Source organism: Hymenobacter sediminicola (assembly GCF_014250515.1).
Lineage (GTDB): Bacteria > Bacteroidota > Bacteroidia > Cytophagales > Hymenobacteraceae > Hymenobacter > Hymenobacter sediminicola.
The window spans coordinates 1,875,620-1,888,071 of the sequence record NZ_CP060202.1; the positions used below are offsets into that span (position 1 = coordinate 1,875,620).

Consider the following 12,452-nt stretch of genomic DNA (forward strand, 5'->3'; position numbering starts at 1 on the left):
GATCCATCGACAAAACCAATCATTCAGCTAGTCGTTATATTCATGAAAATATAACGAATGAAACACGTTACACCCGCGCTTCTCCTTTTTCCTATTCTCGCCCATGCCCAAGCTCCAGATACCACGCGGCTGGGGGAAGTAGTAGTAGCGGCCTCCAGAGTGGAAGAAAGCATCCTGCAGTCGCCGGTGACGGTGGAGAAGCTGAACGCCCGGGCGTTGCGGCTGACGCCGGCGCCATCGTTTTTCGATGCTATTGAACATCTGAAAGGGGTGCAGGTAATTACGCCCAGCCTGAGCTTCAAGGTGATAAATGCCCGTGGCTTCACCAACACAACCAATGTGCGGTTTGCGCAACTCGTAGATGGCATCGATAACCAAGCGCCCCACATCGGCGGGCCGATTGGCAACGTGCTGGGACCAAGTGACCTGGACATCAGCGCGGTGGAGATAGTGCCGGGTACCGCGGCGGCACTGTATGGTCTCAATGCCATCAACGGGTTGGCCAATTTCACGACGAAAAACCCGTTTCGGAGCGAAGGACTGAGCGTGCAGCAGAAGACTGGTGTCAATCATCTGAGCGACCCTAGCAGTGGCGCAAAGCTGTTTTCGGAAACCAGTGTGCGCTACGCCAAGGCGCTGACGCCTAAGCTGGCCTTTAAAGTGAACGGGACCTACCTGCGCGGCTATGATTGGATAGCCAACGACCAGACTGAGCTAAACCCTAACGGCAACGCTACGACCAATTTGTTCGGCGCAGAAAACCCTGGCCAGGACCCTGTGAGCCGCTATGGCAACGAATCCTCGAACCGCAGTAGCCTCACGCTGGGCGGCAAGAGCTACTCTGTAGCCCGCACAGGCTACGATGAGAAGGACGTGGTGGATTACCGGCTCCAAACCATAAAATACGACGCGGCACTGCACTACAAGCTGGGCCGTCACGCAGAGTTGGCCTACACCTATCGGGGCGCTATACTCGACAACGTGTACCAGCGTAGCAACCGATTTCGGCTGGAAGACTACCGGCTACAGCAGCACGCCCTGCAACTCAGTGGACCCGTGGTGCAGGTCCGCGCCTACCTGACTAGTGAAAATACCGGCAAAAGTTACAACCTCCGCTCGGCCGCCGAAAACCTGGACCGCAGCTTTACGCCTGACAAGCAATGGAACGACAACTACACTGCCGCCTGGAATGCAGCTACGCAAGCCGGCCAGACCGTAGCGCAGGCCCACGCTGCTGCCCGCGCCGCCGCTGATGCCGGCCGCTTGCAGCCGGGCACACCCGAGTTTCGGCAGCGCCTGCAGGAACTGGCAGATATCAACAACTGGGACGAGGGAGCCGCGCTGCGGGTAGAGGCTGAAATGCTTCATGCCGAAGCGCAGCTAAACCTGGGCGAAGCGCTTCGGCGCAGTGGCCGCAACGGGCTGCCTGCCTGGGCTGACGTGCTGCTCGGCGCCGACCACCGCACCTATTTCATCCAGCCCGATGGCAATTACTTCATCAATCCGGAGAAAGGCGAGGACCCATACAGTACGCTCACCTACGGCAAAACCGGTGGCTTCGTGCAGGCCGGTGCGCGGCTGCTGCAGGAAAGAATCCGGCTGACGGCCACGCTACGCGCCGACAAGAACGACTACTTCAGTACCCGATTCAATCCGCGTTTTACGGCCGTATACTCGCCCACGCGCCAGCACAACTTCCGGCTGAGCTACCAGAGTGGCTACCGTTTTCCGAGCTTGTTCGAGGGCTTTTCTAACGTAAACAGTGGCCAGGTAAAGCGCATTGGCGGCTTGCGCGTGATGTCAGAGGGCGTATTTGAGAACAGTTACCTGCGCAACTCCATCGATGCCTTCAACACGGCCGTAACGCGCGACCGGAACACCAACGGACTGACGCTGGCACAGGCTATTGCCAACAACCAGGACGCATTGGTGAAAACGCCCTACACGTATCTAAAGCCCGAGCACATCAGGTCGGTGGAGGTGGGCTACAAGGCCGCCTTGCTGCCCGGCGGCCGGTTGCTGGCCGATGTGGATTTCTACTACAACACCTACCGCGACTTTATTGCCCAGGTGGAAGCCTATGTGCCCATCGGCACCAGCGGCCAGCCACTCAACACCGGCACCGACCTCAGCACCATTGCCACCGCGCTGAATACCCGCTCCGGCCAGGCCCGCTACCGCCTCTGGACCAACTCCCAAAGCCAGGTCTACAACTACGGCGGCTCCTTGGGGCTGCGCTACGACGTGGCCAATGGCTACCTGGCCGGCGCCAGCGCCACCGTCGCCCGTCTCGACCGAACCGAATCGGGCGACGGGCTGGAAGACGGGTTCAGCACACCGCGCTGGGCTTATAATCTGAGTCTCGGTAATGAGAAGGTGTACAAGAATGTTGGCTTTGGGCTGAACTACCGCTGGCAGGCCCGCTACTACTCCCAAACCTTTCTGGTAACTGGCTACGTGCCTGCTTATAGCACCCTCGATGCGCAACTCAGCTATGCAGTACCCATGCCTAATCTGCGCTTCAAACTTGGAGCCAGCAACCTGCTCAATAGCTACTACGCAAGTTACCTGGGCGGCCCCAGCATCGGCGGGTTGTATTACTTGCAGCTAACGTATGGGCTGTAAATCAAGGAAGAATGCTGTAGAGACGCATATTTGCGTCCTGTCACATACTGATGTTGCCTGTATGGCGCGGTTCCAGCCAGTCAACGCCGCGAATACACATCTTTACATAGTTCTCATAGTTCTCATCTATGCTCGATGCCCTCCGTACCTACTTTCACGGTAAAATTCCGCTCACCGAAGCTCAGTTTTCCGAGCTGGTAGGGCTGCTGACACCGCGCCAACTGGCGAAAGGGGAGGTGCTGGGACGGCAGGGCGAGCCGGCTCGCTTTGGGGCCTTTGTGGTGCGGGGCTGCCTGCGAAGCTACGTGACAGATGAGCGTCAGAAAGAGCACATTCTGCAATTTGCGCCCGAAAACTGGTGGATTTCCGACCAGCACAGCCTGCGCCGCCACGAGCCGGCCCTGTTTGCCATTGATGCCCTCGAAGACTCAGAGGTGCTGCTGTTTGGGGCTGCTTTCTACGCGCAGCTTCCCGCGTTTGGGCCAGAATTTCAGGCATTCTTTTACGAGTTGCTGCAGCGCAGCCTCGTCGCCATGCAACGACGGCTAATTGGGGTGCTTAGTGTGCCGGCCGAAGCGCGGTATCAGGAGTTTCTGCAGCTCTATCCCACGCTGGCTCAACGGCTGCCTCAGCGCCATATTGCCGCCTACCTGGGTATCACGCCCGAGTCCCTGAGTCGTATCCGGGCTGAGCGGGCACGAGGGTAGGAAAACGCGGCGTGCAGGAAACCCGGCTGCTGCCCGATCTGCAAAGTAGATGGTGGGTGTTATATTCTGCTAAATATAACGTAAGCTGGAATTTGGCCTGTAGAATGGTATCAGGTGAAGCCGCTGGTAAGCACTACAGAAATTTAGAATTGATATGCATAGCTGATAAATCAGTTATACTCTAGCGGTTCAGCACCACCGTCTGTTGAATATAGGATTATGAGAGGGTAAAATATGGGTGACAGCATAACGCAACCCTGGGTAAGCGCGTAAGTCCAGTAATGTGCTCCTGTAGTGCAGGCAGCCCCTTTGTCACCTCCATAGTTCCTTATATGATCCAGCAACCTACCAACTCAGCAGCTACTGCTGGCGGGGTGGCCGCGCCGCCGCCCACCGGCCCGGTTCGTCTCACCATCAACGGCCAGCAGCATACTCTCCAGATTGCGCCCTGGACCACTCTGCTCGACGCCCTGCGCGAGTACCTCAACCTGACCGGCACCAAAAAAGGCTGCGACCATGGCCAGTGCGGGGCCTGCACGGTGCTGGTAGATGGCAAGCGCATCAACAGCTGCCTCTCCCTGGCGGTGATGCACGAAGGTGAGGAAATCACCACCATCGAAGGGCTGGGCACCCAGGAAAACCTGCACCCGCTGCAGCAGGCCTTCGTGGACCACGACGCCTTCCAGTGCGGCTACTGCACCCCCGGCCAGATCTGCTCGGCCCAGGGCCTCATCAACGAAGGCAAAGCCCGCACCGAGGACGAAATCCGGGAGCACATGAGCGGCAACGTCTGCCGCTGCGGTGCCTACGTGGGCATCCTGAATGCCGTGAAGGAAGTCGTAGATAAACAGTAGTGAGTATTGGGTATTGAGTAGTGAGATTTCATATCTGGCTACTCGATTCCGCTACATACTCAATACCAACTACTCACTACTCAATACGAACACATGAACTCATTCACTTACCACCGCGCGACGGCCGTTGCCGATGCCGTGCGCGAGCAGTCGGGGCGACCTGACGCGGCCTATATCGGGGGCGGCACCAACCTCATCGATTTGATGAAGGAAAACGTGGAGCGCCCCAGCCACCTGGTGAGCGTGGGCAAGCTGCCCCTCGCCGATATTGAAAATCTGCCCGACGGCGGCCTGCGTCTGGGCGCTACCGCCACCAACGCCGACACGGCCTGGCACGACGAGGTGAAAAGCCGCTACCCGCTGCTGAACCAGGCCATTCTGGCCGGGGCCTCGCCGCAGCTGCGCAACATGGCCACCAACGGCGGCAACCTCATGCAGCGCACCCGCTGCTACTACTTCTACGACCTGGCTACGCCCTGCAACAAGCGGGAACCCGGCTCAGGCTGCTCGGCCATTGGCGGCTACAACCGCGTGTGCGGCATCCTGGGCACCAGTGAGTCGTGCATTGCCACGCACCCCTCGGATATGTGCGTGGCCCTGGCGGCGCTGGCCCCCACGGTGCGCGTGAGCGGGCCCAACGGGGAGCGAAGCATTGCCTTCGACGACTTCCACCGCCTGCCCGGCAACCAGCCCGAAAAGGACAACACCCTGGAGCCCGGCGAGCTGATTGTCAGCCTCGATCTGCCGGCCAAGGGCTTCGAGAAGAACTTCAGCTACCTGAAGCTGCGCGACCGGAGCAGCTACGCCTTCGCCCTGATTTCGGTGGCGGCCGGTTTGGAGCTCGATGGCAATACTATTACGGATGCGCGCCTGGCCCTCGGTGGCGTGGCCCACAAGCCCTGGCGCGACCAGGAGGCCGAAAACCTGCTGAAAGGCCAGCCGGCCACCGTGGAAACCTTTGCCCGCGCGGCCGCCAAAGTGGTGGAAAGCGCCCAGGGCTACGGCTCCAACGACTTCAAGATTGAGCTGGCCAAGCGCGCCATTGTGCGGGCCCTCAAGCAGGCCGCCGAAGGCTCACAAACCGCATCCGACGTCTTTCTAAACTCGAATCCATGAGCACGACCAACCATATAGGCAAGCCCACCAGTCGCGTTGATGGTCCGGCGAAAGTAACCGGCGCGGCCAAGTACTCGGCTGAGTTCAACGTGCCCGACCTGACCTACGGCTGGGTCATCAGCAGCCCCATTGCTAAGGGCAAAATCACCAAGATCCACGCCGACGAGGTGCTAGCCCTGCCCGGCGTGCTCAAGGTGTTTTCGCACGAGAACGTGCCGTCCCTGGCCTGGTTCGATAGGAGCTACAAGGACGACGTGGCTCCCGGCGGCTCGCCCTTCCGGCCCCTGCACGACGCCGAGGTCAAGTTTAGCCAGCAGCCGGTGGCCCTGATTGTGGCCGAGAACTTCGAGGTAGCCCGCTACGCGGCGTCGCTATTGCGCATCGACTACGAGCAGGAGAAGCACGAAACCAACCTCGAAACCAAGCGCGAGGACGGCTTTGAGCCCGGCTCGGGAAAAACCGGCTACATGCCGCCGCCCCCTCCCCGCGGCAACCCCGACAAAGCCTGGGAAGAAGCCCCGCACCGCATGGAGGCCGAGTACGTGCACGGGGCCCAGCACCACAACCCCATGGAGCTGTTTTCCACCACGGCGCAGTTCCACTCCGACGGCAAAATCACGGCCTACGACAAGACGCAGGGCGTGTACAACGTGCAGCAGTACCTCACCAAAATCTTCGGCCTGAAGAAGGACGACTGCCGCGTGGTGAACGAGTACATGGGCGGAGGCTTCGGCTCGGGCCTGCGGCCGCAGTACTCGGTGTTTCTGGCCGTAATGGCGGCGCTGGAGCTGAAACGCTCGGTGCGCGTGACGCTCACGCGCCAGCAGATGTTCTCGTTCGGCCACCGGCCGCATACGCTGCAGTACCTCAAGCTGGCTACCAACGCCGATGGCACCCTGGCCGCCGTGCAGCACCACGCCCTCCACGAAACCTCGCAGTTTGAGGACTATACCGAAAATGTGGTGAACTGGAGCGGCATGCTCTACCAGTGCGACAACGTGAAGCTGGGCTACCAGCTGGCCAAGCTCGACATGTACACGCCCCTGGACATGCGGGCCCCCGGGGCCGCTACCGGCTCCATCGGGCTGGAAATTGCCATGGACGAAATGGCCTACGAGGCCGGCCTCGACCCGCTGGAGTTCCGCCTGCGCAACTACGCGGAGATGGATCAGAACATGAAAAAGCCCTTTTCCAGCAAGAAGCTGCGCGACTGCTACCACCAGGGCGCAGCCAAGTTCGGCTGGGAGAAGCGCACCCAAGCCCCAGGCTCCATGCGCGACAAAGATGGCAAGCTGATTGGCTGGGGCATTGGCGGCGGCGTGTGGGATGCCTCCCAGATGAAGTCGGCCGCCAAGGCCAGCATCACCGCCGACGGGCACCTGACGGTCTCCAGCGCGGCCGGTGAAAACGGCACCGGTACCTACACCATCATGACGCAGATTGCGGCCGAAACGCTGGGTCTGCCCATCGAGGCCGTGACCTTCAAGCTCGGCGACACCGACCTGCCCGAAGCGCCGCTGCAAGGCGGTTCCTGGACGGCTGCCTCGGTGGGTACGGCCGTGAAGAACACCTGTGAGGCCCTGGGCGAAAAGCTGCTAAAGCTGGCTCAGAAGATGGACGACTCACCCCTAAAGGGTGCCAAGCCGGAAGACGTGGAGTTTGTGAACGGCCAGATTCGGCTGCGCACCGACACCGCTAAGGCCGTGGTGCTGCGCGACGTGCTGCAGGCCAGCGGCGAAACCAAGGTGGAAGCGGACAGCTCGGCCATGCCCAACATGCTCAAGCAAAACGGCTACTCCATGCACTCCCACAACATTGTGTTTGCGGAGGTGAAGGTAGACGAGGAGCTGGGCACCGTACACGTCACGCGCGTGGTGAATGCCGTGGCCGCCGGCCGCATCCTCAACCTCAAAACCGCCCGCTCGCAGGTGCTGGGCTCGGTGGTGTGGGGCATTGGCATGGCCCTGATGGAGGAAACGGTGATGGACCACAAGTTTGGCCGCTACGTAAACCACAACTTCGCCGAGTACCACGTGCCCGTCAACGCCGACATCCACGACATCGACGTGCTGTTTGTGGAGGAAGAAGACGACATTGTGAACCCGCTGGGGGTGAAGGGCATCGGAGAAGTGGGCATGCTGGGCGTGGCTGCCGCCATCACCAACGCCGTGTACCACGCCACCGGCAAGCGCGTCCGCGACTTACCCGTGATGATTGACAAGCTGCTGTAACCGCCGCCGCTTGCCGTAACGCAAACCGCCCCGTAACCGTGAGGTTGCGGGGCGGTTTTGTGTTATAAGTGTTCTTGAATAGTCGAAGAATTACTATTTGTTCATGTTTGAAATGTACAGGTCATCTTCTATTTTTAATAATAGTAAAAATAGAAGTTTTAAATATGTCAGGTAAGAGTTTCTGTGTTTTTCTACTTCGTCATGTCTGGCCTGTGTTCCATGTAGGTAGCTGTTTCGTAAGTCAAGGCCATTTGTGAATTCTTTTTTATTTAAAAAATAATTGAAATATGCTTGCTCTGGTTTTGATAATAGTGAGTTGTCTGAATATAAAATTTTTTCATTTATCATTTCTTCTACTTCCTTTTTGAATTCTTCTGAAAAGTGATGTTTTGATGCGAATTCGTTTTGATATAAATCTTGTAGTATGATTAGTTTGATTGGATTTGTTGGGGTAATTATGTTTTCATGATTAATTAAAATATAATTGTTCTCAACAAGATAATCTAAGTATTGTGTCTGATATTCTTCATAATATGTGTATTTTATTTCTTCCTTAGTAAGAATTTCATAAAAATTATCATAATTTTTATCTTTAAATGGGTCTATATAACTGAGAAGGGTTTGGTTTGAAAATAGTATATTAATGCAATTAATTTCTGTTTCATTATCTGTATTTATGTATATATATTTTTCGTTATTTATACTTGGAATATCCTTTATTTCGAAAGGGTTTGAGGATATTTGAAGTAGCTCAAAATCAATTACTCCTTCTTCTGCAAATAATTTATACTGCTTGAGTATTGATTCAAATTCTGGTGCTAATATTCTTATTTTTTCAAAAAATGAACTATCTTTGGAAGGTATAGCAAATGTTGCGTTATTTGAGAATTTATAAAGATCTTGAAATGATTTTGTAAATACGTGATGAATGATATTTTCCAATGAGTTATTTGATTCTATAATAATCTCATTATAACCGGCTAATTGAGCTATAGATGCCATGTTATTTAAGGAAAATGTAGTTCCTGTTCTGTATTCATTAGACGAGCGTAATCCAATTACTTTTTCTAATGTTCCTAATTGGCTTGTTTTGCTTACAAGACTAATTCTATTTTGATCGTCTAAGAATTCGAATAGTAATTTGAAGTTTAAATATAAAGAATATTCATCTTTTTGTTGATTGATAAAATCAGTATTGTAAATATAATTGATAATCATTGTTTCATCTATAAAATAGTTCTTTATATAATCTAAATTTTTTGAAAAGGTAACGGATACGCCGTACCTGATTCCTTTGTTATTGCTAAAATATTTGTTTATAAGGCTTTCATGTAAGCGCTTTGCTTTAAGTCTAATCTTATCTGAAAGTTTAAAATCAGTTTGGTTTCTTGTATTTTGAATCAGTCTTACATAATTAAGGTTTGCATCATCAGAGTCTAAATATGCAGATATTATTTGTTGTTTGTCTTCTGTTGATAATGTTTTTGGAATATATAATCTTTTATTGTTGAATTGATCTTGGGATGTGTATGTTGATAGTAATATTTCGGCTGATTTAGGAAAGCTAATTAAGAAATCTCGTATTCTAATATCATATTTATCTACGATTTTCTTGTGTATTAAAATTTTATAAATTATATAATCATTATTGCTTAATATATTTACGAAAGAATTGCTGGATATTTTATTGTGTAAGTCTTGATTGTTGAAAAGTTCCCAAAATGTGTTAATATAATCACGTTCTAATGCATTATACAATATGTCAATATTTGAATCGTCAATGTTAGACATAAATTTGTGGGTAATTTTCCTATATTCCTGGGATTTTGTTTTGTAAAGATGTATAGCTTCGTGTGTCCATGAGGTTAGATACATTCCGCCATGAATATATTTGTGTATATTGTATAATTCTAATATATTATTTATATTATTTTCATCATAATTTATAGGTTGTTTTAGTATTGTTTCCCCATTCCTAAGGTGGCTGCCAGAGGACATATCTTCTTTTGAGTAAAATACTACTCTGCTTAATTCTGTTTCTTTCATGTTTTTTGTGTTTTTGTAAAATATATTAGTTGTTAGGAATGATGGTGAGGATTAAATATATGCATTGTTTTTCTGGTATAAGTTTAGGTTCATGTATAAAGATTAAGTGAACTATATACACATCACCCGCCTTCCCCGCCACAACGCCCACAGCCCCAGCGCCGGGCCGATGGCCAGGGGCAGCAGCAGCAGCGGAGGCGGCAGGCGCGGGGCCAGCCAGCCAGCGAGCTGCACGCTCCCGATGGTGAGGGCAAACCCCAGACAGTTGACGATGGTCAGGGCCGCGCCGCGCGATTCGGCGGGGGCGTGCCGGGCCACCAGGGTGGAAAACATGGGCGAGTCGGCCACCACCACCAGTCCCCAGAACGCCAGAAACGCTACCAGTCCCACCGCCGAGCCTCCGCCCAGCACCAGTCCCGAAGCCAGACAGCACGTCCCCGACAGCGCCAGCGTCGTGGCCGCTACCCGGCTCGGGCCCAGTCGGCGGGCCAGCAGCCCCGCGCCCACGCAGGCCACGCTGCCCCCGCCAATAATGCCGAACGAGAGCAGCGGCACCGGCAGCGCCGCCGCCGGGTGCCGCTGCTGAAAGGCCGCCAGCACCACCGGCACAAACGCCCAGAATGCGTACAGCTCCCACATGTGCCCGAAGTAGCCCAGCGCCGCCGCCCGAAACTCCGGCTGCCGGAACCCCGCCAGAAACGCCATGAGCCGGGGCCGCTGCCCGGGGCGGCGGAAAGGGCCATCGGGCACCAGCAGCAGCAGCGCCACCCCGCCCAGCACCGCCAGCCCGGAGGTGGCCCCCGTCACGTAGTACCACGGCAGGGTCGCCGTGAGGCTGCGCAGCAGGTGCGGAAACGCCGTGCCCAGCACCAGCGCCCCCACCAGCCAGCCCAGCGAGCGGCCCAGGCCTTCCTGGTAGTAGTCGGCGGCTATTTTCATGCCCACCGGGTAGATGCCGGCCAGGAAAAAGCCCGTCAGGAAGCGGCAGGCCAGCAGCCCCTCGGCCCCGAGGCCACTCAGGTGCACGCCCAGGTTGGCCGTGGCCGCCGCCAGCGCACTCACAAAAAACACCCGCGAGGGCGAAAACCGGTCGGCCAGGGCCAGCAGCGCAAACAGCAGCGTGCCGCTGATGAAGCCCAACTGCACGGCGCTGGTGAGCGAGGCCACAAAGCCGGCCGGCAGCCGGAACCGCGCCGCCAGTTCGGGGGCTACGGCATTGCCGGCAAACCACAGCGAGGTGCAGCAGAACTGCGCCCCCACAATGGTGGGAAGAGTACGGGGCATGAGGGAATGGGTAGGAGAGAGGTGGGCGGGAGAGGTGCGAAAGTACCCAAATTCGCAGGTAGCTGGCCCGGATCCGCCCCCTGGCCGCAAACAATTGGGGGAGACAGGCGGTTGTTAGAGCATTATACACTCAACCCCTTTAGTCATGGCAAAAGTAGGATTGTTAGTACGTCTTGAAGCGAAGCCCGGTAAAGAGCAGGCCGTGGCCGATTTCCTGCGCGGCGGGCTGGCCCTGGTAGAGCAGGAGCCTGAAACCACCACCTGGTACGGCATTCAGCTGGGCCCATCCACATTCGGTATTTTCGACACCTTCCCCGACGAGGCCGGTCGCAAGGCTCACTTGGGTGGCAAGGTAGCCGAAGCCCTGTTCGCCCATGCCCCCGACCTGCTGGCTGCCGAGCCCACCATCGAAATGGTGGATATTCTGGCTTCCAAAGGTGTATAGCCCAGCTTACTCCAATATTCAGGGCCGCCCCGGACATAGTAGTTCCGGGGCGGCCTTGTACGTAATGGCCGGTTGGAGCCTGATTTCTTACCCTGCATCAAGGCTTCGCTGTCTTGGGCCGGGCATCTTTGGGTGTGCAAAAGCTACTTAATCCTAACCAAAGTTGGAGACTGGAGCTGGTTACCTTCCTTAGAGGGGAAGAGAATCAGCAATAGAGCAGGCTTTGGACTTATCTGCTTTCTTTTCGACTATCCATTGCTCCTGCCATGAACTCCCTGCAAGACCTCCACAACACCGCCCGCAGCTTCCAGACCACCACCAAAATGCCCGTGCTGTTTGTGGGCCACGGCTCGCCGATGAACGCGCTGGCCGATAACGTCTTCACTCGCACGCTGTATCAGCTGGGCCTCGATATCCGGAACCGGCAGCCGCCGCGGGCGGTGCTGGTGGTGTCGGCGCACTGGCTCACGCGCGGCACCTTCGTGGCCGTGAACGAGCGGCCCGAAACCATCCACGACTTCGGCGGCTTCCCCCAGGAGCTGTTTGCTATGCAGTACCCCGCGCCCGGCGCGCCCGACGTGGCCCAGGAAGTGCTGGCCGCGCTGCCCGACGCCCACCCCACCGACGAGTGGGGCCTCGACCACGGCACCTGGACGGTGCTGCACCACATGTTCCCGGAGGCCGATATTCCGGTGTTCCAGCTCAGCATCGACTACCACCAGCCGATGACCTACCATGCCGAGCTGGCCCGGCAAATGCAGTTTCTGCGGCGGCGCGGCGTCCTGATTCTGGGCAGCGGCAACATCGTGCACAACCTGCGCCAGAGCATGCCCAAGCTGATGGCCGACGACCCCACGCCCTACGCCTGGGCCGCGGAGTTCGACGAGTGGGCCAAACGCAAAATCGACCAGCGCGACCTGCTGGCTTTGGCCCACTACCAGCAGGCCGGCGCCAGCGGCCCCCTCGCCGTGCCCACCCCCGACCACTACATCCCGCTGCTCTACAGCCTGGCACTGGCCGAACCCGACGACGACATCCGCCACGCCTACGAAGCCGTGGAATACGGCGGCCTGAGCATGCGCACGTTTGTGGTGGGATAGGTGGGGCAGCTGCTTTCGGCTACTCCTGACTGCTAATAAGCTGT

Annotated in this window: 9 protein-coding genes; 7 read left to right on the forward strand and 2 right to left on the reverse strand. The window is 55.9% G+C overall.

From position 1 onward, the window contains the following. The first annotated feature begins 57 nt into the window (after nucleotides 1-57). The 5 genes from H4317_RS07950 to H4317_RS07970 all read left to right on the forward strand — a co-directional run bounded on the left by H4317_RS07950 (nucleotide 58) and on the right by H4317_RS07970 (nucleotide 7,533). On the forward strand, nucleotides 58-2,625 hold the full coding sequence (locus tag H4317_RS07950) for a TonB-dependent receptor (RefSeq protein ID WP_185889590.1): 2,568 nt from the start codon (nucleotides 58-60) through the stop codon (nucleotides 2,623-2,625). Nucleotides 2,626-2,753: 128 nt separating this feature from the next. Beyond that, complete coding sequence (locus tag H4317_RS07955) at nucleotides 2,754-3,332, forward strand: Crp/Fnr family transcriptional regulator (RefSeq protein WP_185889591.1); 579 nt, start codon at nucleotides 2,754-2,756, stop codon at nucleotides 3,330-3,332. A 332-nt stretch (nucleotides 3,333-3,664) separates the two neighbouring features. Beyond that, complete coding sequence (locus H4317_RS07960) at nucleotides 3,665-4,186, forward strand: (2Fe-2S)-binding protein (protein ID WP_185889592.1); 522 nt, start codon at nucleotides 3,665-3,667, stop codon at nucleotides 4,184-4,186. Between the two features lie 93 nt (nucleotides 4,187-4,279). Continuing rightward, nucleotides 4,280-5,302 (forward strand): FAD binding domain-containing protein, encoded by a 1,023-nt coding sequence (locus H4317_RS07965; RefSeq protein ID WP_185889593.1) that lies wholly within the window; start codon nucleotides 4,280-4,282, stop codon nucleotides 5,300-5,302. Further along, entirely contained in the window at nucleotides 5,299-7,533 is a 2,235-nt protein-coding gene (locus H4317_RS07970) for a xanthine dehydrogenase family protein molybdopterin-binding subunit (protein WP_185889594.1), read from the forward strand. The genes H4317_RS07965 and H4317_RS07970 overlap by 4 nt, the downstream gene beginning before the upstream one ends. Before the next feature lie 93 nt (nucleotides 7,534-7,626). On the opposite strand, the gene H4317_RS07975 is transcribed toward H4317_RS07970, so the two are convergent. Then, a complete protein-coding gene (locus tag H4317_RS07975; RefSeq protein ID WP_185889595.1) occupies nucleotides 7,627-9,579 on the reverse strand; it encodes a hypothetical protein in 1,953 nt (650 codons plus the stop codon). 111 nt (nucleotides 9,580-9,690) lie between these two features. Beyond that, nucleotides 9,691-10,863, reverse strand: a complete 1,173-nt coding sequence (locus tag H4317_RS07980) for an MFS transporter (RefSeq protein ID WP_185889596.1) — start codon at nucleotides 10,861-10,863, stop codon at nucleotides 9,691-9,693. Nucleotides 10,864-11,008: 145 nt separating this feature from the next. Here H4317_RS07980 and H4317_RS07985 point away from each other — a divergent pair, with 145 nt between their 5' ends. Next, entirely contained in the window at nucleotides 11,009-11,308 is a 300-nt protein-coding gene (locus tag H4317_RS07985) for a putative quinol monooxygenase (RefSeq protein ID WP_185889597.1), read from the forward strand. Between the two features lie 266 nt (nucleotides 11,309-11,574). Continuing rightward, entirely contained in the window at nucleotides 11,575-12,408 is an 834-nt protein-coding gene (gene ygiD / locus H4317_RS07990; protein ID WP_185889598.1) for a 4,5-DOPA-extradiol-dioxygenase, read from the forward strand. Nucleotides 12,409-12,452: the final 44 nt, after the last annotated feature.

Excerpts from the sequence above, each read along its gene's own strand:
- H4317_RS07950 (WP_185889590.1), top strand. The coding sequence starts at position 58 with ATGAAACACGTTACACCCGCGCTTCTCCTTTTTCCTATTCTCGCCCAT.
- H4317_RS07955 (WP_185889591.1), top strand. The coding sequence starts at position 2,754 with ATGCTCGATGCCCTCCGTACCTACTTTCACGGTAAAATTCCGCTCACC.
- H4317_RS07960 (WP_185889592.1), top strand. The coding sequence starts at position 3,665 with ATGATCCAGCAACCTACCAACTCAGCAGCTACTGCTGGCGGGGTGGCC.
- H4317_RS07965 (WP_185889593.1), top strand. The coding sequence starts at position 4,280 with ATGAACTCATTCACTTACCACCGCGCGACGGCCGTTGCCGATGCCGTG.
- H4317_RS07970 (WP_185889594.1), top strand. The coding sequence starts at position 5,299 with ATGAGCACGACCAACCATATAGGCAAGCCCACCAGTCGCGTTGATGGT.
- H4317_RS07975 (WP_185889595.1), bottom strand. The coding sequence starts at position 9,579 with ATGAAAGAAACAGAATTAAGCAGAGTAGTATTTTACTCAAAAGAAGAT.
- H4317_RS07980 (WP_185889596.1), bottom strand. The coding sequence starts at position 10,863 with ATGCCCCGTACTCTTCCCACCATTGTGGGGGCGCAGTTCTGCTGCACC.
- H4317_RS07985 (WP_185889597.1), top strand. The coding sequence starts at position 11,009 with ATGGCAAAAGTAGGATTGTTAGTACGTCTTGAAGCGAAGCCCGGTAAA.
- ygiD (WP_185889598.1), top strand. The coding sequence starts at position 11,575 with ATGAACTCCCTGCAAGACCTCCACAACACCGCCCGCAGCTTCCAGACC.